Annotated in this window: 20 protein-coding genes; 5 read left to right on the top strand and 15 right to left on the bottom strand. The window is 66.8% G+C overall.

Annotation, left to right across the window (positions count from 1 at the left end; translation table 11 throughout):
• Positions 1 to 24: 24 nt before the first annotated feature.
• From CFB50_RS37925 to CFB50_RS37875, 11 genes are all read right to left on the bottom strand, one after another.
• Positions 25 to 837: a creatininase family protein gene (locus CFB50_RS37925; protein ID WP_089449471.1), complete on the bottom strand. Its 813-nt coding sequence runs from the start codon at positions 835 to 837 to the stop codon at positions 25 to 27.
• Between the two features lie 128 nt (positions 838 to 965).
• The gene (gene kdpA, locus CFB50_RS37920; protein WP_089449470.1) at positions 966 to 2,774 is read right to left on the bottom strand and encodes a potassium-transporting ATPase subunit KdpA; all 1,809 of its coding nucleotides are present in this window, start codon (positions 2,772 to 2,774) and stop codon (positions 966 to 968) included.
• A gap of 115 nt (positions 2,775 to 2,889) precedes the next feature.
• The gene (locus CFB50_RS37915) at positions 2,890 to 3,288 is read right to left on the bottom strand and encodes a RidA family protein (protein WP_069249516.1); all 399 of its coding nucleotides are present in this window, start codon (positions 3,286 to 3,288) and stop codon (positions 2,890 to 2,892) included.
• 99 nt (positions 3,289 to 3,387) lie between these two features.
• Positions 3,388 to 4,158 (bottom strand): benzoate diol dehydrogenase BenD, encoded by a 771-nt coding sequence (gene benD, locus CFB50_RS37910; protein ID WP_089449469.1) that lies wholly within the window; start codon positions 4,156 to 4,158, stop codon positions 3,388 to 3,390.
• Positions 4,159 to 4,160: 2 nt separating this feature from the next.
• The gene (gene benC / locus CFB50_RS37905; protein WP_089449468.1) at positions 4,161 to 5,183 is read right to left on the bottom strand and encodes a benzoate 1,2-dioxygenase electron transfer component BenC; all 1,023 of its coding nucleotides are present in this window, start codon (positions 5,181 to 5,183) and stop codon (positions 4,161 to 4,163) included.
• Positions 5,184 to 5,228: 45 nt separating this feature from the next.
• Positions 5,229 to 5,717, bottom strand: coding sequence for a benzoate 1,2-dioxygenase small subunit (gene benB, locus CFB50_RS37900; RefSeq protein WP_089449467.1), 489 nt, complete (start codon positions 5,715 to 5,717; stop codon positions 5,229 to 5,231).
• Complete coding sequence (locus tag CFB50_RS37895) at positions 5,714 to 7,072, bottom strand: Rieske 2Fe-2S domain-containing protein (protein WP_089449466.1); 1,359 nt, start codon at positions 7,070 to 7,072, stop codon at positions 5,714 to 5,716. The genes benB and CFB50_RS37895 overlap by 4 nt, the downstream gene beginning before the upstream one ends.
• Before the next feature lie 114 nt (positions 7,073 to 7,186).
• Entirely contained in the window at positions 7,187 to 8,128 is a 942-nt protein-coding gene (gene catA / locus CFB50_RS37890) for a catechol 1,2-dioxygenase (protein ID WP_089449465.1), read from the bottom strand.
• A gap of 52 nt (positions 8,129 to 8,180) precedes the next feature.
• Positions 8,181 to 9,317, bottom strand: coding sequence for a muconate/chloromuconate family cycloisomerase (locus tag CFB50_RS37885; RefSeq protein WP_089449464.1), 1,137 nt, complete (start codon positions 9,315 to 9,317; stop codon positions 8,181 to 8,183).
• A gap of 563 nt (positions 9,318 to 9,880) precedes the next feature.
• On the bottom strand, positions 9,881 to 11,359 hold the full coding sequence (iaaH, locus tag CFB50_RS37880; protein WP_089449463.1) for an indoleacetamide hydrolase: 1,479 nt from the start codon (positions 11,357 to 11,359) through the stop codon (positions 9,881 to 9,883).
• Between the two features lie 102 nt (positions 11,360 to 11,461).
• Complete coding sequence (locus CFB50_RS37875; protein ID WP_089449571.1) at positions 11,462 to 12,175, bottom strand: helix-turn-helix transcriptional regulator; 714 nt, start codon at positions 12,173 to 12,175, stop codon at positions 11,462 to 11,464.
• A gap of 373 nt (positions 12,176 to 12,548) precedes the next feature.
• Between CFB50_RS37875 and CFB50_RS39360 the strand changes: the two genes are divergently transcribed.
• Positions 12,549 to 12,815, top strand: a complete 267-nt coding sequence (locus CFB50_RS39360) for a hypothetical protein (RefSeq protein WP_144020764.1) — start codon at positions 12,549 to 12,551, stop codon at positions 12,813 to 12,815.
• A 250-nt stretch (positions 12,816 to 13,065) separates the two neighbouring features.
• On the opposite strand, the gene CFB50_RS37870 is transcribed toward CFB50_RS39360, so the two are convergent.
• Positions 13,066 to 13,503 (bottom strand): hypothetical protein, encoded by a 438-nt coding sequence (locus CFB50_RS37870; RefSeq protein ID WP_144020763.1) that lies wholly within the window; start codon positions 13,501 to 13,503, stop codon positions 13,066 to 13,068.
• Between the two features lie 235 nt (positions 13,504 to 13,738).
• Positions 13,739 to 14,641 carry a LysR family transcriptional regulator gene (locus CFB50_RS37865; RefSeq protein ID WP_089449461.1) on the bottom strand — a complete coding sequence of 301 codons (903 nt, stop codon included), beginning with the start codon at positions 14,639 to 14,641 and terminating at the stop codon, positions 13,739 to 13,741.
• A 184-nt stretch (positions 14,642 to 14,825) separates the two neighbouring features.
• Here CFB50_RS37865 and CFB50_RS37860 point away from each other — a divergent pair, with 184 nt between their 5' ends.
• Entirely contained in the window at positions 14,826 to 15,602 is a 777-nt protein-coding gene (locus CFB50_RS37860) for an SDR family NAD(P)-dependent oxidoreductase (protein WP_089449460.1), read from the top strand.
• 58 nt (positions 15,603 to 15,660) lie between these two features.
• Here the strand turns inward: CFB50_RS37860 and CFB50_RS37855 are convergent, their stop codons facing one another.
• Positions 15,661 to 16,845 carry a sugar transporter gene (locus CFB50_RS37855; protein ID WP_089449459.1) on the bottom strand — a complete coding sequence of 395 codons (1,185 nt, stop codon included), beginning with the start codon at positions 16,843 to 16,845 and terminating at the stop codon, positions 15,661 to 15,663.
• A 219-nt stretch (positions 16,846 to 17,064) separates the two neighbouring features.
• Here CFB50_RS37855 and CFB50_RS37850 point away from each other — a divergent pair, with 219 nt between their 5' ends.
• Entirely contained in the window at positions 17,065 to 17,739 is a 675-nt protein-coding gene (locus CFB50_RS37850; protein WP_089449458.1) for an HAD family hydrolase, read from the top strand.
• A 109-nt stretch (positions 17,740 to 17,848) separates the two neighbouring features.
• On the opposite strand, the gene CFB50_RS37845 is transcribed toward CFB50_RS37850, so the two are convergent.
• On the bottom strand, positions 17,849 to 18,091 hold the full coding sequence (locus CFB50_RS37845) for a DUF6566 family protein (RefSeq protein WP_069249503.1): 243 nt from the start codon (positions 18,089 to 18,091) through the stop codon (positions 17,849 to 17,851).
• 343 nt (positions 18,092 to 18,434) lie between these two features.
• Between CFB50_RS37845 and CFB50_RS37840 the strand changes: the two genes are divergently transcribed.
• Together CFB50_RS37840 and CFB50_RS37835 are read left to right on the top strand one after the other, a co-directional pair.
• Entirely contained in the window at positions 18,435 to 18,719 is a 285-nt protein-coding gene (locus tag CFB50_RS37840; protein WP_069250256.1) for a hypothetical protein, read from the top strand.
• 250 nt (positions 18,720 to 18,969) lie between these two features.
• Positions 18,970 to 19,458: a phage protein NinX family protein gene (locus tag CFB50_RS37835; RefSeq protein ID WP_089449457.1), complete on the top strand. Its 489-nt coding sequence runs from the start codon at positions 18,970 to 18,972 to the stop codon at positions 19,456 to 19,458.
• Positions 19,459 to 19,583 lie beyond the last annotated feature (125 nt).

Genomic DNA, 19,583 nt, shown 5'->3' with positions numbered 1-19,583 from the left:
AGGTAGCGCGATGGCGCGGCTGTGTCAGCGGCCGGCGATTTCCTTTTTGATCGCATCGACGGTGCGCGACACGATGGCGTCGGTGCCCAGCCGGCCCAGTTCGACACTCGCGTGACGCGGATCGCCGCCGTAGACGCCGTCGCCGGCGCCGGGCTTCGCGGCGTTGCGCAGCTTGTCGACCCTGACCATGCGCGGCTCGACCGCCAGCAGCAGCGCCGTGTCGGCCAGCCCCGCATGCGTGCCGATATCAGCGGCCGGCACGCCGTGCTCGCGCAGGATCTGGTCATAACCGTCGGAGCTGGTGCCGTAATACGCGGCCGGCACGAACGCGCGCGCCCCCGTGCCGGCCCACGACTTGTTGAGCCGGGCGACGGATTGCTTGATGTCGTTCTGGTAGCCGCCGTGGTCGCCGAGAAACACGATGTTCGTGAAGCCATGGACGCGGAAGCTGTTGGCCGCGGATTCGAGGGTCTTTTCGAAGACGTCGTCGGGCACGGTGATCGTGCCCGGGAAGCGCATGTGCGACGTCGGCGGCGCATAGCCGCCCTCGGGCACATAGGCGATGACGGGCGCGACGATCGCGTTGCCGAGGCCTTCCGCGATCCGCTCGGACAGTACCCTGACCCGCGCGTTGTGCTTGCCGAGCGCGACGTACGGCCCGCTTTGCTCGGTCCCGCCGATTGGAATCAGGAGGGTGGTCTTGCCGGCCCGGATGCTGTCGCGCAGTTCGGTCCAGGTCATGTCCTCGAGTTGCACCGCGCCCGGCGCCTGGGCGAGCGCGGCTTGCGCGACGGTGACAGCGAGGGCGGCGAAGATGGCGCGTGGCAGGCATTTCATCGCGGATTCCCGGCGGAAGGAAAGAAACGACGCGGCGTTCCCTCGCACCATAAACGAACTCGCCCGACTTGTCGCTGACCGCGGCGCAACGATTCATGCGGAAAGTTGCAAGAAAGCGGTTCTTCCCGCTAACGGCCAGCCACCGCGCCCAGCTGTTCGACGATCGGCCCCAATGCAAGCGCCGGCAGGTACGTGATCGACGCGATCATGAGCACCGTCCCGATCAGCAGCCCGACAAAGAGCGCGCCGTGCGTCGGCAGCGTACCGGCTCCCGCTGCGCGCCGCCGCTTGCCCGCGAGCGACCCCGCGATCGCCAGTACCGGAACGATCACCGCGAAGCGGCCGAACCACATGGCGATCGCCAGCATCCCGTTGTAGTACGGCGTGTTGGCCGACAGGCCCGCAAACGCGCTGCCGTTGTTGTTGGCGGCCGAGGAAAATGCATACAGGATTTCGCTGAACCCGTGCGGGCCCGGGTTGCCGATCCCGGCGATCCCGGCCGGCGTGACGACGGAAATCGCGGTGCCGACCAGCACCAGCAGCGGCGTCGCGAGAATCGCGATGGCCACCATCTTCATCTCGTACGCATCGATCTTCTTGCCGAGATATTCCGGCGCGCGGCCGATCATCAGCCCGGAGATGAATACCGCCAGGATCGCGATGACGATCATGCTGAAGAGGCCGGAGCCCGGGCCGCCGAACACGACTTCGCCCGTCTGCATCAGTACCATCGGGACGAGACCACCCACCGGCGTGAACGAATCGTGCATCGCGTTGACCGCGCCGTCGCCGCCGCTGGTCGTCACGGTCGCGTAGAGCGCCGACGACACGACGCCGAAGCGCGTTTCCTTGCCTTCGTGGTTACCGCCGCGCTCGATCGACAGGGCCGCGGCCCCGTCATGCGAAGCGGCGAGCGGCCCGAAGCCCTGCTGCTCCGCACGAATCGTGACCATCGCCGCGGCGACGAACATTACGGTCATCGCGGCAAGCAGCGCCCATCCCTGCCGCCGGTCGCCAACGGCGACACCGAACGTGTAGCACAGCGCGGCAGGAATCAGCAGGATCGCGATCATCTGCAGGAAATTGGTCAACGGCGTGGGGTTTTCGTACGGATGCGCGGAATTCGCGTTGAAGAAGCCGCCGCCGTCGCCGCTCAGCAGCTTGATCGATTCCTGCGACGCCACGGGGCCGAGCGGCAGGCGCTGTCGTTGCGAGCGCATCGATTGCTGCACGACGTTGCCGGCGGCGTCGTGCATCGGCTGGCCCTGCGCGTCCAGTGCCGGTTGCTGCCACGTCACGGCCTGCACCGTTTCCACGTCGCGGTAGGCGGTGAAATTCTGGATGACGCCCTGCGCCATGAAGGCGATCGCGAACACGGCGGACAACGGCAACAGGACATAGAGCGTCGCGCGCGTGAGGTCGACCCACAGGTTGCCGACCGTCGCTGCGCCGCGCCGCGCAATGCCCCGCATCAGCGCGAACATCACGGCCATGCCGCTGGCCGCGGAGAGGAAGCTCTGCACCGTGATGCCGAGCATCTGGCTCAGGTAGCTCAACGTCGTTTCGCCCGCGTAGCCTTGCCAGCTGGTGTTCGTCGCGAAACTCACCGCCGTATTGAACGCGGAATCCGGGGCCACGGCCGGCAGCCCCTGCGGATTGAGCGGCAACCACGGTTGCACGCGCTGCAGCACATACAGGAAGAGCGTGCCGACGGCACTGAACAGCAGAAGCGCGACCGCGTAGGTCTTCCAGCTCATTTCGACCGTCGGATCGACGCCGGCGGCACGGTAGATCCAGCGCTCGACGGGTCGCCCGATTGATGCGAGCAACGGCACCTCGCCGTCGGCCACGCGCGCCATGTAGAGCCCGAGCGGCTTGACGAGCGCAATCAGTACGACCAGAAACAGTCCGACCTGAAAGCCGGCACTTGCAACCATCCTTTCCTCCCGCAGCCACTGTGTATCGAAGAGTCTCTCACCCTATTTCAGCTCGTGAAAAGTCAAATCGATGCATAGACTGCGGCACATCGCGTAAACATCCCGTCAACGCGAATCACGCCGGCAACACGGCCACCGCCTTGATCTCGACGATGTAGCCGGGCGCGCCACCCAGCATGTGCGCACCGACCGCCGTCCACGCCGGTTTCGGGTGCGCGGCGAGATAGCGGTCGCGCACCTGCATGAACAACGGCAGGTCGCGCATGTCGGTATGGAAGGTCGTCAGGTCGACCACGTCGTTGAACGATGCACCTGCCGCCTCCAGCACCTGCTTCAAATTCTCGAATGCCTGCACGATCTGCGCTTCACGGCCTTCGACGAGCTGCATTGCCGCATCGCGGCCGATCTGGCCGGATACGTACAGCGTATCGCCGATCTTCAGACCGGGCGCGTAGCCGATCTTCTCGTACACCGCTTCCATTCCCGCCGGAACGATGGCTTTGCGATCACGCATGGGGGTCTCCGTGGCCGGCGTCTTCGCGCCGGCCGGTGGGTTGTCGATGAATACGTTGAAACTCGTTGAACACGTTCGAGCAGCGTCGCGACACGCCGCTCAACCCGTATCGCCGCCCGCGACCGGCAGCACCGTGCCGGTGATGTAGCTCGCCTCGTCGGACGCGAGGAACAGGATCGGCGCGATCTGCTCGTCGATGCTGCCGTAGCGCTTGAAGAACGTCGACTCCGTGACCTGGCGCACGGCTTCGCCCATCCATGCCTGTTCCTGCTCGCTGTCGCCGGCGGCATTGCGCGGCACGCGGCGCGGCGGCGCGCTGGTACCGCCCGGCGCGGTGGCCACGACCCGGATGTTGTGCTCGGCGTATTCCATCGCGAGCGCCGCCGTCAGCGCATTGACGCCGCCTTTCGCCGCCGAGTACGGCACGCGGCGGATGCCGCGCGTCGCGTTCGACGAGATGTTGACGATCGTGCCGCCGCCGCGCGCGAGCAGGTGCGGCAGCACCGCGTGGCAGGTATAAAGCGTCGGCATCAGCGAGCGGCGGATTTCCGCATCGATCTGCGCGGGTTCGAATTCGGCGAACGGGCGCATGCGAATCGCGCCGCCGACGCCGTTGATCAGGATGTCGATGCCGCCGAACGTCTGTGCGGCGTGCGCGATCGCCGCATGCGCACCGTCGTACGTTTCGAGATCGGCGACGAAGCCGGCCGTCTCGCCACCGGTCGCTTCGGCCGCGACCTCGGCGACGAAATCCGCGCGATCGACGAACAGCACCCTGCCGCCTTCGGCCGCCGCGCGCAGCGCGACGCCACGGCCGATGCCCTGCGCGGCGCCCGTGACGACGATGACCTTGCCAGAGAATCGTTGCATGATCACGCCGCCTTTGCCGTGACGTTGGGGGTGAACTTCTCGTAGTGGAAGCTGTTCGGCTTCACGCCTTCGTCGTCGAAATACTTGCGCACCGCGTCGACCATCGGCGGCGGCCCGCACAGATACACGTCGACGTCGCCGTCGTTCAGCGCATCGGCCGGGATGTGCTGCGTGACCCAGCCCTTGCGCGGATGGCTCGACGCGGCATCCGCGATGACCGTCGCGAAGCTGAAATTCGGCAGTTTCGCCGCGTAGGCTTCGATCGCGTCGACCAGCACGAGGTCGAGATCGCGCGTCACGCCGTAGATCATGTGCACCTTCTGCTGCGACCCGGTGCGTGCGAGCACCTCGAGCATCGACAGGAACGGTGCAAGCCCGGTGCCGCCCGCGAGGAACAGCAGCGGCCGCTGCACGTCGCGCAGGTAGAAGCTGCCGAGCGGCCCGTGCAGTTCCAGCGTGTCGCCGGGCTGCGCCGATTCGAGCCACGTGCTCATCACGCCGCCGGGGATCTTCTTGATCAGGAAGCTGACCTTCGCATCGGCCGGCGCCGAGGAGAACGAGTAGGACCGGTGCTGCCCGCTCGCGGGCACGTCGATGTTCACGTACTGGCCCGGCAGGAACACGGGCGCGGCCGCGCCGACGTCGAGTTCGAGCACGACGGCCGCATCGTTGTGCTGCTCGACCTTCGTCACCGTGGCGGAGAACCCGCTCTGGCCCGTCTTGCACGCGACCGACGACGTCGGCACCGCGATCACGCAATCGCCTTGCGGCACCATCTGGCAGGTCAGCACGAGGCCGCCGTCCTTTTCGTCTTCGGTGAGCGCGTCGTCGATGTAATCGTCGCCGAGATCGTAGCTGCCGCTTTCGGCGCGGCACTTGCACGTGCCGCACACGCCGTCGGAGCAATCCATCGGCAGGTTGATCTTCGCGCGGAAGGCCGCGTCGAGAACCTTCTCGCCGGCCTTGCAGTCGATGAAGCGGGTTACCCCGTCCTCGAAGTTCAGTGCAATCTTGTAGCTGGACATGGCGTCGCCTCCACTTCCTTGTCTTTCATGACGAAACAACGGGCGTCAGACGTGATAGACGTCGAGCACCTGCCGGATGTAGTCGTTCTTCAGCACGATCTTCTTGTACGAGATCAGCAGTTCATCGCCCACCTGGCGCAACGTGACGAACATCGTGCCGAAGAAGTGATCGGTCACGCGGTAGCGGTGGTTCAGCGTGTGAAAGTTGTAGCGCACGTCCACCTCGTCGTCGCGTTCGGCCAGCACCTCGACGTTCGTGACGTTGTGGCTGGTGCGCGGCTCGGGCGTCGATGCGCCGCTGCGCTCGGTCTTGATCCGGAACACGCGATCCTCGAGGCCGCCGCGGTCCGGGTAGTACATCAGCGAGATCTGGCTCTGGTGATCGTCGGTCGGCCGATCGTCGTCGTCCCATGCGGGCATCCAGTACGTGACGTCCTCCGTGTAGCAGGTCAGCCACTCATCCCACTGGCGATCGTCGAGCAGGCGCGCTTCGCGATACAGCGCCGCGCAAATGATCCGGTAATCGAAGCTCATGCTGCCACCTCCCCGCGTTCCTTCTTCAGCGCATCGCGCATCACGTTCACCCAGTGTTCGTGCTGGCACACGAACAGCCCTTCGTCCTCGCTGCGCTCGCCGGAAATGCGCGGGTTCAGCCCCATCTTTTTCGCGTTTTCGTCGGGCCCGTCGACCCACAACGGCGCGCCGCGCGACAGGTCGTTCCACATCGCCGTGATGCCCGCGTAACCGGCCTGGCATGCGCGGAACTCCTCGAGGTCGTCGGCCGTGCCCATGCCGGTGACGTTGAAGAAGTCCTCGTACTGGCGGATCCGGATCGTGCGGTCGGTCTCGCTCTCGCCCTTCGGCGCGAAGCAGAAGATCGTGACTTCGGTCTTGTCGACGCCGAGCGGCCGCACCACGCGGATCTGCGTGCTGAACTGGTCCATCAGGAACACGTTCGGGTACACGCACAGATTGCGGGTCTGGTTGACGATGAAGTCGGCCTGCACGTCGCCGACGCGCGCCTTGATCTCGTCACGGTGCTGGTACACCGGCCGCACTTCCGGGTTCATCGTCTGCGTCCACAGCAGGATGTGGCCGTTGTCGAAGCCGTACACGCCCGCGACCGACTTGCTCCAGCTGTTCGCGTCGACGGCCTTGGTGCCGTCTTCCTTGCGGCGGCCCATCGTCGCCGCGTAGTTCCAGTGCACGGTGCTGACGTGGTAGCCGTCGCAACCGTTCTCCATCTGCATCTTCCAGTTGCCTTCGTAGATGTAGGACGAGTTGCCGCGCAGCACCTCGAGCCCGTTCGGCGCCTGGTCGACGATCTGGTCGATGATCACGCGCGCTTCGCCGAGGTAGTCCTCGAGCGGCAGCACGTCGGCGCTGAGGCTGCCGAACAGGAAGCCGCGATAGTTCGCGAAGCGTGCGACCTTCTTCAGGTCGTGCGAGCCGTTCGTGTTGAACTGCACCGGATATTCGGTCGTCTTCTCGTCCTTCACCTTCAGCAGCTTGCCGGTGTTCGAGAAGGTCCAGCCGTGGAACGGACACGTGAAGCTGCCCTTGTTGCCATGCTTGCGGCGGCACAGCATCGCGCCCTTGTGCGCACAGGCATTGATCACCGCGTGCAGCTCGCCGGTCTTGTCGCGCGTGATCACGATCGGCTGGCGGCCGATCCACGTCGTGTAGTAGTCGTTGTTGTCCGGGATCTGGCTTTCGTGCGCCAGGTACACCCAGTTGCTCTCGAAGATGTGTTTCATCTCGAGTTCGTACAGCTCGGCGTTCGTGAAGATGTCGCGGCGGCAGCGGAATACGCCGGCCTCCTTGTCGTCCTGCACGGCGGTGGCGAGCAGGTGATCCAGGTCGGTGGCTTGGTCGATCGTGGCGGACATGTTGGCTCCTCCCATGCGCGTGCCGCGTCCTGCAAGCACGCTCGCATCGGTAATCGGTTGAATCTCGCGGGAACCCGGCCGGCGGCGGCGCATCGGCGCCGCGCCGGCGGGCGGTTACGCCGTCGCGGCTGCGCGCGGGCGGTGGACGATCTGGTTGTCCTTGCCCTGCACCAGCGGCGTCAGCACGAAGTTGAACTCGATGTCCTGGTACGCATCGGCCTTCAGGCCGAGCGCCGTGCCGCCGGTCTTGTCGACCACGGGCGGGATCAGCTCCTCGCGCGTCGCATACGCGAAGTCATCCCAGATCAGCGGGTCGCCGTCGATGTTGAACTGCGTCGTCAGCTTGCGGTGGTCGTGGCTGTCGACGAAGAAGTGCACGTGCGCCGGGCGGTTGCCGTGGCGGCCGAGGCTGTTCAGCAGCTGCTGCGTCGCGCCCTGCGGCGGGCAGCCGTAGCCGACCGGCATCAGCGTGCGGAATTCGTATTTGCCGTCGGCGCCCGTCTTCACCGCGCCGCGCAGGTTGAAATCGCTCTGCTCGCCGGTCGGGTCGAAGTGCGAATAGAAGCCGTGCGAATTCGCGTGCCAGCATTCGACCAACGCGCCCGCGACCGGCTTGCCGTCGAGGCCCGTCACCGTGCCGTGGATCACGAGCGGGCCCGCGCCGTCGTCCGCGTCGAGGTCGATCTTCGACACGCCGTCGCGCACCGGCGCGCCGGCCACATAGAGCGGCCCTTCGATCGTGCGCGGCGTGCCGCCGTCGAGGCCGACCGCCTTGTCCGCGGCATCCATCCGGATGTCGAGATACTTCTCGAGGCCGAGGCCGGCCGCGAGCAGCGCCGCTTCGCCGTCCTGGCCGAGCTTGTTCAGGTAGTTGACGCCGGCCCACACTTCGTCGGGCGTGATGTCGAGATCGTCGATCGCCTTGAACAGGTCGCCAAGCAGCCGCAGCACGACCTGCTGCGTGCGCGCGTTGCCGCCCTTGCCGCTCCCGCCCGCGTTCGACGCGGCCTTCAGCAGATCCTGCACTTCCCGGGTATCGAAAACTTTGACGCTCATGATGGTGTCTCCACGTGTATTGGGGGGAATGACGGCCTTTGCCTGGCCCGGGTTATCGCGCGACTTTCGTCAGCCCGTCGCGGGTGAAACGCCTGACCTTGTCCTCGTCGAGTTCGATGCCGAGGCCAGGGCCGTCCGGCACGGTCAGTTCGAAGTCGCTGTAATCGAGCGGCTGCGTCAGGATCTCTTCGGTGATCAGCAGCGGCCCGAACAGTTCGGTGCCCCACTGCAGGTTCGCGACACTCGCGAACAGGTGCGCGGACGCCACCGTGCTGAACGCGCCTTCGAGCATCGTGCCGCCGTACAGCTCGATGCCGGCCGCATCGGCGATCGCGGCGACGCGCTGCGCGGCGAACAGGCCGCCGCTCTGTTCGATCTTGATCGCGAACACGTCCGCGCCGTGATGCTTCGCGATGTCGAAGGCGCTGTCGGGGCCCTGCAGGATTTCATCGGCCATCAGCGCGATCGGGAAGCGGCGCATCAGGCGCGCCAGCGCCGCGGCCGAGGCCACCGGCTGCTCGACCAGTTCGCAACCGGCATCGGCCAGCGCCGGAATCGCGCGGGCCGCCTGCGTTTCGCTCCACGCCATGTTCACGTCGACACGTACCGACGCGCGATCGCCGACCGCCCGCTTGATCTCGGCCACGTGGCGGATATCCGTCTCCGGCGACTTCGCGCCGATCTTCAGCTTGAACACGTTGTGGCGGCGCTGGTCGAGCATCCGCTCGGCTTCGGCGATGTCGGTGGCCGTGTCGCCCGATGCGAGCGTCCATGCGACCGGCAGGCGGTCGCGGCGGCGGCCGCCGAGCAGTTCGCTCACCGGCACGCCGAGCCGCTTGCCGTGCGCGTCGAGCAGCGCGGTTTCGAGCGCGCTCTTCGCGAAGTGATTGACCTTCGCGAGCTTGCCGACGAACGCCATCAGCGTCTGGATGCGCGTCGCGTCCTTGCCGATGATCGCCGGCGCGAGATACGTGTCGATCGCGAGCTTCATCGCCTCGGGGTTTTCCGGGCCGTACGCCATGCCGGCGATCGTGGTGCCTTCGCCGAGGCCCGTCACGCCGTCGCTGCAGAACACCTTCACGAGCATCAGTGTCTGGCCATGCATCGTGGCCACCGACAGCTTGTGCGGGCGGATCGTCGGCAGGTCGACGAGGCGGGTTTCGATGCGTTCGATGGTGACGGAGGACATGGGGCTCGCCGTGGGGGTGAAGTTCTTGAGGCGATTTATACGTCTCGGCCGAATCGAGCGTCCAATACTTTTGGGCGGTCATTTCAATACCTGACAGGTATTGAAATTCGGGAATATTCGCAGGATATCGCTGGTTACCATACCCTCGATGACAGGCAATACGACCGGGAAGCCGCGCTGGATCGAGGGGAGCGGTCACCCGGGATACGGACGGCCGGAGACGGGAATGGCATCGGTCGCCACGCGCGCAGCGACGCAAAAAAGCGGCCTCGGCGGGCCGCTGTCAGGGTTTTCCTGATGCCTCGCCCGGGGGCTCGTGGGCGAGTTTCTCGATATGCGCGGTTGGCGGCCGGATTCGCGTGCGTTTGTTCGACCGGTTGTCGGCTCGAGACTCTGTGGCGCCGGCGGGCTTTCCGGCAGCGATGCTTGCGCATCGGGTCAGGCATGCGAAGGGCTCGTCGTCAGGGCAGTCCGCGTCACGCGCATGCTGGCCGCTTCGTGGCGAGCGTCACCGGGCCCGGCAATTCAATCGCCGCACCGCCCCGGGGCGGGGCGGCACCGTGTCACGCTTCGCCATCGACGCCCGGATAACCGCCCAGCCTGCCCTCCACCCCATACCCGTCATCCGGCGCCGGCAGCCGACCGAGCACCCGCTCGACCTCCAGCGCGACCGCGATGAGTTCGCGATCGGTGCCGGCCGCCCCGTCCAGTGCGAGGCCGACCGGCAGCCCGGCCGCCGTCAGGCCGGCCGGGACGGTCATGCCCGGTACGCCGGCATTGCTGCCCGGCTCGGTATTCCGGATGTAGGTCGAGAACACCGACGCGGTCTCGCCGTTGAGCATCATCGTGTCGCCCGCCGGGATCGGGCACGCGGTCGCGATCGTGGTCGGAAACACCAGCGCATCGGCCCCGCTGTCGGCGAGGCACTGCCGATACGCGGCACGCGACCGCGTACGCCGGTCGAGCGCGGTGCGGTACGCCGCTTCGCCGATACCGTCGGGGCCGGTGATATGCCGGGCGATCTTCGCGACGTCCGGGCTCCCCACGTTCGCGACGATGTCGTCGACCGACACGTCGTAGCCGTTCTCGACCAGATAGGCGTGCATCGACGACCGGAATTCATACATCGCGATGACGGCCGGCTCGTCGTCGAAGAACCCCGGATAGTCGTTCAGGTCGATGTCGACGCACTCGAATCCCGCCTGCTCCAGCTTCGCCACCGCGGCATTGGCCACCCTTTCGACATCCTGTGCGAGGCCGCGCCAGAACGTCGTGCGCGGAACCGCCAGGCGCACGGGGCGCGTCGCGCTACGGGCCGGCAGCGCCGTCGACGCACCGGCGCCGGCGCCCGACAGGATCGCGTCGAGCAGCGCGATGTCCTCGACCGACCGCGCGATCGGGCCGACGGTGTCGCGCGTGTGCGAAATCGGCGCCACGCCGCCCGACGGGTAGCGCCCCACGGTCGGGCGAAGACCGACGGCGCCGCACAGCGCCGCCGGAATCCGGACCGAGCCGCCGGTGTCCGTCCCGAGCGCGGCGGGCACCACGCCCGCACCGACCAGCGCGCCCGAGCCGCTGCTGCTGCCGCCCGGAATCCGGTTGAAGTCGTACGGGTTGCGTACCGCGCCCGTCACGCGGTTGTTGCCGGACACACCGAGCGCCAGTTCGTGCAGGTTGGCCTTGCCCGCGATCAGCGCCCCTTGCGCCAGCAGCCGCGCGACGACCGGCGCATGCTGCGGCGGCACGCGGTTGTGCAGCGCCAGCGTGCCGTTGCCGGTCGGCAGGCACGCGGTGTCGATGTTGTCCTTGATCGCGATCGGCAGGCCCAGCAGCGCGTGCGGGGTGGCCGATGTCGCGAGGTCGCGGTCGCAGCGGGCCGCTTCGGCGAGCAGCCGCGCATCGTCGACGCACGTAAAACCGTTCAGGTAGCGCCAGCGTGCGTGCCGTTCGATCGTTGCGTACGCGTATTCGGCACAGGAAAACTCACGGCGCAGGATCGCGTTCCGGGCTTCGGTCAGTGTCAAGGTTCCCAGGGTGGGCATCGTCGTCGTTCCTCGTGACAGGGGATCGTCACAAGGTAAGGCGCGCCGATTTTGACGCCCATCATCACAATGGATGACCCCGGCCGTCGGCCGCGCGACCCGTTACGCCAGCGCGGCCGCGAGGCTCGCGCGGTTGGCGACGCCCTTCTTCGCCATCACGCGCCGCAGATGCGTGCGGACCGTCGGCACCCCGATGCCGAGCGTGCGCGCGACGTCCTTGTCGGTATAGCCGGCGGCAACCAGCCGCGCGACGTCGCTCTCGCGCTCGGTCAGCCCCGCGCACGCATGGCGCCGCCGCAGCAGCGCGCGCCGGAAAAACGGCTCGATGCCGTTCAGCAGCAGCTTGTCGCGTTCGGTAAAATCGGGCCGCCCTTGCGCCCGCCAGATGCGCAGGTCGCCCACATGGGTCGCGCCGTCGAACGCATAGACGTTGATGCCGTGGTGCATGCCGTCGCGACACAGGAAATCGTTGTAGAACTCGGTCTGCTCCAGCTCGCGCCGGCTGACCACCTCGTCGACGCAGGTCGCCACGCGGCGCGCGCGCAGTGGCGACGTGACCGGATCGATATGCTGGAACCACGCTTCGTACCGGGCGATCTGCAACGGATCGACGTTGTACGAAAACCCGTTGCGCCACAGGCCGGTGTGTTCGTCGCAATCGAACGACGCGGCGAAATCGGCGCGGAGCAGCTGCGTGATCGCGGGCAGCACGACCGTCCTCACGTCGACGGCCGGCCCCAGCTCTTCCAGGCGGGCGACGATGTCGCCGAACAGCCGGAGTTCCGCCGGCGTGATATCGGACACGGAAAGGTTCATGACGGACGGTTCCTCGGCAAGCCGGTGGAGAACACCTGCATCGAGCGCTGCGATGGGCGCTTTCGCGGCGAAGGCCCGAACGGGCGCCGGTTTGTCGCGATGCGCCATGTTACCCGGCGGATCGACGCATTGCGTGTCGACGTACATAGCCCACCTTTTCTACCGACGGGCGGCACGTCCGCCCGCCAGTCCTTTGCCTCGGTTATTCATACAGGCGGGTTTAACGCCACTGCTAGTATGGCTCCTGGGCAGCACTATCTTCACCGGGCACGCCCGGAGATCCCGAGGGAAGAGTCGGATTCGGATTTTCTGCCCCGGGTGGCTCGCTGGGATATAGCATCCGGTATATCAATCTTCTTTTGGTTGGTAGGGCATGACAAATTATCCACTTCTTTTTTCCTCGTTTGCCCTTGTTGCTGTTATGGCATATTTAATGCTGACATTGACTGAGCGAGTGGTGAATTTTGTTCGCACCAGCAAAATGTGGGACGCATATCTCAGAATCGTTTTCGGAATAAATATAGCGAAAGTAAAGGATGAAACGATTTTTAAGATGGTTAAATTCAATGGATTTATCGCCCTTCTTATGGCGGTGGTTTTGGGGTGGGGAGTGATGTCAAAATTATTTGCAAATAATTGACTTTATCTCCGCGGCAGCTTTTCCTCGCCGTCGTACCCGCTTGACGCGTCGAGATTGAGCATCGCGACGCGCTCCTCAATCTCGACTGGCCGCTCATCTGCAGGTTTACCTCCAGTGAGCGAAACGATCATTGTGAAACCGGTCTGTAATTTGGAACGACGAAACAGACTGGCAAAACTCCCGAGGGAACCACGGCCGGCCCACTGCGGCACGCCGGGCCGCTGCGTCATGGCGCCAAATGGAGCGCCGCTCAGCGGCCGGCGGCCGCCACCGACGCCTGCCATTGCGCGGCCACGCCGGCGTAATCCCTGATCTTGAACGCGGAGCCGTCCTGGACGTGGACCCAGCCGAGCGTGCGCTCGGCGAGCGGCTTGTCGTGGTCGTCCGTCGCGATCTTGACGATCGCCTGCGCACGCACATGCACGAGACCGTCCGGATAGTCGGACGACGGGTTCGCCAGCGTCACGGTCACGAACGGCCCGAGATCCTGCAGCAGTCGATCGGCCGGCGGATTGTCGGCCATCAGCAACGAACCGCCCTTCACGCGGTCGTCCACGCGAATGGCCGTGCCGCCCGGCCGCCGCTGCGCAGCGGTCGGCTGCGACATCCACAGCACGTGATCCGGGTTGAGATAGACCACATCGGGGTCGCCCATCGCGTCGCGGGTTTCAATCCGGGGTATCGGCATGCACAGTCTCCTGTCGAATATCGGGCACCGATCGCCGGTGCGTCGGCATCCATGATGATGCCGCAATATGTCGGCTTGCCGCGTGCCTGGCGGCGAATGGCGCGACCACGCCAGGCCGGATGGCCGCGCGCCAAGCACGTGACTCGCACGTGACTGTTTCGCAGGTGCGCCGACGTCGTCGAGCGGTGGTCGACACCGCTTCGCGCCAACGCGACCCGCGGCCGGGCCGCACCGCCTACCCTCGCCACGTCGCGTCCGCGAGCTTCGCCACCAGCGCGTCGTACACGACCCGGATGCGCCGGGGCATCGGCCCACGCCGCGGCCGATAGACGTGCAGCTTCCACGGCTCGGGTTCGAGGCCGGGCAGCAGCCGCACGAGGCGCCCCTTGTCGACGTACGGCCGGACGAGGTATTCCGAGCACTGCCCCAGCCCCACCCCCGCACATACGGCCTCGATCTCCACCTCGGTATCGTCGGTCAGATACGCCGGCGACGACGGGACGAACTGGTGCTCTCCCCGAAACATCCACGGCCACGCGCGGCCGCTCGCGCGATCGATCAGGCACGTGACCGGCATCGATTCGAGTTCCTTGCGGTTCCTGGGCTCACCCAGCCGCCGGATCAGCGACGGCGCGCCGACGATCCACATCGGCAACGGCCCGACCATGCGCGCGACGAAACGGTTGTCGCCGATCGCCCCGACGCGCACGCCGATGTCGATCTGTTCGTCGACCACCGGCGACGGCACGTCCGACAGCCTCAGGTCGGGCACGAGCCCCGGATACCGCTGCACGAGATCGCTCAGGATCGGCTGGACGTAATGACGCCCCATGCCCGACGGCGCCGTGATCCGGACGACGCCCACCGGCTCGTCGGCCTGGCCCGTCGCGGGCCCGAACAGCCCGTCGACGGCAGCCAGCGCCGTCTGCGCGTCGCGCGCGAACGCCCGCCCGAACGCGGTGATCCGGATGCTCCGCGTCGTCCGGTGAAACAGCGTTTCGCCGAGCATCTCCTCCAGTTCGCGCACCGCGCGCGTCACGACCTGCGGCGACACGCCGAGGCGCGCCGCCGCCTCGCGGAACGTGGGCGCCGCGGCGGCCGCGGAAAAGATCTTCAGGATGTCGAGTCGGTTGAGCATGGAGAACCCTCGTGGCACGCGCATGCGGCAGCGCTTTTCATTCCCGAAACGGGAATTCTGAATGCGCCATTGTTCCATTTTTTTACGACCGGCGAGCGACCACAATGCCCATCAAGCGGGCGTCGCAACCGATTCAACTCAGCCACATGCGCCGCTTTAACCCCTCACTCTGGAGAATCTCATCATGAACGCAAGCACGAAACCGGGCCAACTCGACGGCCGCATCGCCCTGGTGACGGGCGCCAGCTCCGGCATCGGCCGCGCGTCCGCGATCGAACTCGCGCGTCGCGGCGCCAAGGTCGTCGTCTCCGCGCGGCGCAAGCCCGAACTCGATCAACTGGTCGACGCCATCGTGACCGCCGGCGGCGCAGCCCGGGCCTTCGTCGCGGACGTCGCGAACGAAGACGATCTGCGCAAGCTGTTCGATTTCACGGTGGCGGCCTACGGACGCCTCGACATCGCGTTCAACAATGCCGGCACGGAAGGCGTGTTCGCGCCGCTGCTCGAGCAGGATGCCGAGCGGTTCGACAGGGTGTTCGAACCGAACGTGCGAGGCGTGTTCAACTCGATGAAGTACGCCGCTCAAATCATGCTGCGGCAGGGTTCGGGCAGCATCATCAACAACGCATCGATGGGCGGGCTGATCGGCTTCGAGAATGCGTCGGTCTATATCGCGAGCAAGCACGCGGTGATCGGGATGACGAAGACCGCTTCGATCGAATGGTTCAAACGCGGCGTGCGCGTGAACGCACTGTGCCCGGGGCTGATCGAGACGCCGTTCCATCATCGCGGCATCTGGCCGTCGGAAGAGGCGCAACAGGCGTTTGCCGCATCGACGCCGGCAGGACGCTGGGGCTCCGCCGAGGAGATGGCGACGATCGTCGCGTTCCTCGCGTCGGACGACTCCAGCTATGTGTCAGGGCATGCGCTCGTGGCCGACGGCGGTTACTCGGTGGCATGACGGGCAAGGCAAGGCCGGGCCGTGGCCGCGTGCGCCGCACGCCGCCACCCGGCGTCGGCTACGCCGCCGCCTGCCTCGCGTGCAGCCGCAGCGCCAGCCACGCGATCCCGACCGCAACCGCGCCGACCACGCCGCCGAACGTGCCGACCCACGGCAGCCCGAAGTCGCTGGCGATATGGTTGCCGATCAGCGCGCCCGCGCCGATCCCGACGTTGTACAGCCCGGAGAAGATCGACACCGCGAGGTCGGTTCCCTCCGGCGCCAGCTTCAGCACCCATGCCTGCATCGCCAGCCCGAAGCAGACGATCGCCCCGCCCCAGACCAGCGTATGCACGGACAGCGTGACGATGTTCAGCGCGCACGGGAACAGGATCAGCAGGCATCCCGCCAGCGCGACGATCGACCCGAGCAGGAAGTCGTCCGGCCGGTGCGGATAGACGCGGTTGAAGCAGATCGCGGCCGGTATGCCGGCGACGCCGAACAGGATCAGCACATACGTGATCCGGCTGCCGCTCGCGTGGTTCACGCTTTGGACGAAGGGCTCGATGTACGTGTACGACGTGAAGTGCGCGGACACGACGAGCACGGTGATCGCGTACAGCGCCACCAGCGCGGGCTTGCGCAGGAACACGCCGATGCTGCCGAGCGACCCGGCGCCCTCGCTCGGCGATACCGGCAACGTCGCGCGCAGCAGCAGCAACGCGACGCCCGCCGCGCCGGCGATGATCAGGAACGTGACGCGCCAGCCGAACGTCTCGCCGATCACGCGCCCGAGCGGAATGCCGGCCACCATCGCGATCGCCGTGCCCATCGCCAGCAGGCTGAGCGCGCGGCTTTTCCGGTCGCTCGGCGCGAGCCGCACGGCCAGCGGCACGGAAATCGACCAGAACACCGCATGTGCGCACGCGATGCCCAGCCGGCCGATCATCAGCACCGCGAAATTCCACGCGATACCGGTCACGACGTGGCTCGCGATGAACCCCAGCAACGCCCACGTGAGCAGCTTGCGGCGCTCGACGTGGCGCGTGGCCAGCGTCAGCGGCAAAGACACGACGGCCACGGCCCACGCGTAGATCGTCAGCATCAGGCCGACGTCGGTCGGCTGCATGTGCAGGCTGTCGCCGATCGCGCTGAGCAGCGCGACGGGCACGAATTCGGTGGTATTGAAGATGAAGGCGGTGAGTGCCAGGGTCAGGACACCCCACCACGAGTGCTTGGAACTGACGGCGTCCGGTGTAGCCATACCTGGAATCGGCGAGACGAGGGTTGGGGGCGCGCGGCGCGGAGAACCCGGCCCGGCGATCGCCGCGATTGTACCAGCGGCACATGACACGGCGCGGCGCGGCGCCGGGCGGCGTCGGTGGGCCGCGGGACATGGTCATGACATCGCCGTGCGCCGATAATGTGCCGACCGGCTTCTCGCGATCCGTTCGCTTGAGCCCCATCGAGCCAGGAGAATCACATGCGCATTGAAACGTCTTTTCTGTTCGATCTCGACGGCACGCTCGTCGACAGCGTCTACCAGCACGTGCTCGCGTGGAAGGAAGCGCTCGATGCCGAAGGCATCGAATTGTCGGTGTGGCGCATCCATCGCAAGATCGGCATGAGCGGCGGCCTGTTCCTGAATCAGCTGCTACGCGAGACGGCCGGCGACATCGACGCCGAACGCGTCGAACGTCTCGCGCGGCTGCATGCGGCCGCGTACCAGCGGCTGCGCGCACAGGTCCGGCCGCTGCCGGGCGCACGCGAACTGCTCGCCGCGCTGACGAACGCCGGCATTCGCTGGGCGATCGCGACCAGCGGGCGGATGGAAACGGCCGCGATCAATCTGGAGGCGCTCGGCGTCGATCCGGCGAAGCAGGTGGTGGTCACGCGCGACCAGGTCAAGTACGCGAAGCCCGACCCCGACCTGTTCCTGACGGCTGCCGCGCAACTGAACGTGCCGATCGAACACACCGTCGTGGTCGGCGACAGCATCTGGGACATGCTCGCCGCCGCCCGCTGCCGCTCGCTCGGCGTCGGGCTGCTGTCCGGCGGTTACGGCAGCGACGAACTCGAACGCGCGGGCGCGCTGCGCGTGTACGACGATCCTGCCGATCTGCTGTGGCATCTCGACGAGATTGCGGCGCGGCCCTGAAACGCCTGCTTCGCCGACGGCACCTTCGCCGGATCGCCGTCGGTTTCGTCAGGTCGCGCACGACCACCGGCCGCACCCCCGTCGTATCGGCACGTGGCCGCCGCGCCGCTCAATCGTCGTCAATGCGCTTGTCGATCAGATAGCGCCCCCGCTCGACACCCGCGAGCAGCGCTTCGTTCTCGGTCATCCAGTCGGGGCCATCGGCCGCCGGCACGACCAGCTCGATGCGCTTGCCGCCCACATACACCTGCACCTCGTCGCGCCACGCGCCGCTGTCGTTGCGCCGCGCCCACACGTGGATCTCGTGCCCGCGATACGGGTCCCGAATCTGTGCGTCCTGTTGATTTTGCACGGTGGCCTCCTTGTACCTATCTGCGATGGCGATGCAAAAAATACGCGCCGCATGATCGCCGCGCGCCCCGTCGGCCCAGTACGCACGCGCCGTGCCTGATACCTGCCTGCTGGCACGCGGCTTGCGCGCCGCTCGCGCACCGGACCGCCACGGGCACGCGCCCCGAGCCCGCAAAGCGGTTCCCCTGCAACCGGACGACGATCCGCGCACCGATGCCTTCCCCGGCTCCGCTCCCGCGACCCGGCTCGCGGATCGAACGTCCCGACCCTTCGCCAAGGAGCCTCGTGTGAATCAAACGACCGATCTGCTCTCCTATCTCGTGACGAGCCAACTGGCTGCGCGCATGCGGTCCGGTGCATGGCTCACGACCGGTCAGCTGGTCGACGTGGAGCGTATGTGGCTCGCGTGCCGTCACGCCGAATGCGGATGGCTTACGCGGGTCAGGATCGCGGATGCGTCCGCGACGATCGCGCAAGGGATCTACGACATCGCGATCGCGAACCGCGATCCCGACACCGGCGAACGTGTGCGGCTCGACGCCGATTCACCGGAACTGAACGCGCTGCGCGAACGATGCGACGCGCTGCTGCAGCGGATCGACAGCAACCGGGACGTCGACGTATGGTGATCGTGCCGGACCGCGCGACACGCGCCGACGAGAGCGCCGCAGGTGTCGCGCGCGTTCCCGAGCGTATGCCCGGCAAGCTCGCCGGACCCTGATGGGGCCGCCGGAGCGGCTGTTCGACGGGCCGTGCATCGCAGCGTGCGGGGCTGGCCGGCGTTCGATCGCGATCCGCCGCTCGCGCGGATGCGCGCGACGCCCGCAGCGGGCACGCCGCTTGCGCGGTGAGCCGGTTTTGATCCGACGGAGCCGGCCCATGCAAACCGACGCACTCGACGGAAACGATCTCGACTACTGGTGTGCACGCGCGCTGTGCATCGACGACGAGGACACGCTGCGTTTCACCGCCGTCGCACCGCACCTGGTCGTGACGGCTGCATGCGACGCACTCAGGCGGCTCGACACGGGTTTCGTGCCGTCGGCGTCGTGGTCCGACGCGGGCGCGGTGCTCGACCGTGTCGACGATCTTCGAATCGCACGGCACGGCGACGACGTCGAATGCGACGCGACCTTCGTCGACGGCCCGTGCACCTGCGGCGCGCACGGGCGCGATGCCCGCGTGGCCCTGCTGCGGGCGTTCGTGCGCGCACGCTTTGGGGACGAAATCGATGCACCGCCGCCGTTCCCGCACCGGATCGAACATGGTGCGGTGGTGCGCTGCGACCCCGGCGTGCCCCTTCCCGAAGCCGATGACGATCGCGCCACGGGCGACAGCACGGATATCCGCTCGGTGCCGCGCATATAAGTGCATGCAGCTACCCAGCGGTCATGTAAAAACGACAGTCCCCGCTGCAGCGGGTCGCCCACCCGCCCTTGCCCCACGGAAAACCACCCGGCAGGCACGCGTGTTGCGGCGAACCGGCGTTATCG

Origin of the sequence: Burkholderia sp. AU33423, from assembly GCF_002223135.1 — a bacterium.
Taxonomy (GTDB): Bacteria; Pseudomonadota; Gammaproteobacteria; order Burkholderiales; family Burkholderiaceae; genus Burkholderia; species Burkholderia lata_D.
This window is presented reverse-complemented; position numbering and strand designations above follow the sequence as displayed.

What these genes read in the sequence shown, in the direction of transcription:
- CFB50_RS37925 (WP_089449471.1), bottom strand. Translation starts at nt 837, where the DNA reads ATGAAATGCCTGCCACGCGCCATCTTCGCCGCCCTCGCTGTCACCGTC.
- kdpA (WP_089449470.1), bottom strand. Translation starts at nt 2,774, where the DNA reads ATGGTTGCAAGTGCCGGCTTTCAGGTCGGACTGTTTCTGGTCGTACTG.
- CFB50_RS37915 (WP_069249516.1), bottom strand. Translation starts at nt 3,288, where the DNA reads ATGCGTGATCGCAAAGCCATCGTTCCGGCGGGAATGGAAGCGGTGTAC.
- benD (WP_089449469.1), bottom strand. Translation starts at nt 4,158, where the DNA reads ATGCAACGATTCTCTGGCAAGGTCATCGTCGTCACGGGCGCCGCGCAG.
- benC (WP_089449468.1), bottom strand. Translation starts at nt 5,183, where the DNA reads ATGTCCAGCTACAAGATTGCACTGAACTTCGAGGACGGGGTAACCCGC.
- benB (WP_089449467.1), bottom strand. Translation starts at nt 5,717, where the DNA reads ATGAGCTTCGATTACCGGATCATTTGCGCGGCGCTGTATCGCGAAGCG.
- CFB50_RS37895 (WP_089449466.1), bottom strand. Translation starts at nt 7,072, where the DNA reads ATGTCCGCCACGATCGACCAAGCCACCGACCTGGATCACCTGCTCGCC.
- catA (WP_089449465.1), bottom strand. Translation starts at nt 8,128, where the DNA reads ATGAGCGTCAAAGTTTTCGATACCCGGGAAGTGCAGGATCTGCTGAAG.
- CFB50_RS37885 (WP_089449464.1), bottom strand. Translation starts at nt 9,317, where the DNA reads ATGTCCTCCGTCACCATCGAACGCATCGAAACCCGCCTCGTCGACCTG.
- iaaH (WP_089449463.1), bottom strand. Translation starts at nt 11,359, where the DNA reads ATGCCCACCCTGGGAACCTTGACACTGACCGAAGCCCGGAACGCGATC.
- CFB50_RS37875 (WP_089449571.1), bottom strand. Translation starts at nt 12,175, where the DNA reads ATGAACCTTTCCGTGTCCGATATCACGCCGGCGGAACTCCGGCTGTTC.
- CFB50_RS39360 (WP_144020764.1), top strand. Translation starts at nt 12,549, where the DNA reads ATGACAAATTATCCACTTCTTTTTTCCTCGTTTGCCCTTGTTGCTGTT.
- CFB50_RS37870 (WP_144020763.1), bottom strand. Translation starts at nt 13,503, where the DNA reads ATGCCGATACCCCGGATTGAAACCCGCGACGCGATGGGCGACCCCGAT.
- CFB50_RS37865 (WP_089449461.1), bottom strand. Translation starts at nt 14,641, where the DNA reads ATGCTCAACCGACTCGACATCCTGAAGATCTTTTCCGCGGCCGCCGCG.
- CFB50_RS37860 (WP_089449460.1), top strand. Translation starts at nt 14,826, where the DNA reads ATGAACGCAAGCACGAAACCGGGCCAACTCGACGGCCGCATCGCCCTG.
- CFB50_RS37855 (WP_089449459.1), bottom strand. Translation starts at nt 16,845, where the DNA reads ATGGCTACACCGGACGCCGTCAGTTCCAAGCACTCGTGGTGGGGTGTC.
- CFB50_RS37850 (WP_089449458.1), top strand. Translation starts at nt 17,065, where the DNA reads ATGCGCATTGAAACGTCTTTTCTGTTCGATCTCGACGGCACGCTCGTC.
- CFB50_RS37840 (WP_069250256.1), top strand. Translation starts at nt 18,435, where the DNA reads ATGCGGTCCGGTGCATGGCTCACGACCGGTCAGCTGGTCGACGTGGAG.
- CFB50_RS37835 (WP_089449457.1), top strand. Translation starts at nt 18,970, where the DNA reads ATGCAAACCGACGCACTCGACGGAAACGATCTCGACTACTGGTGTGCA.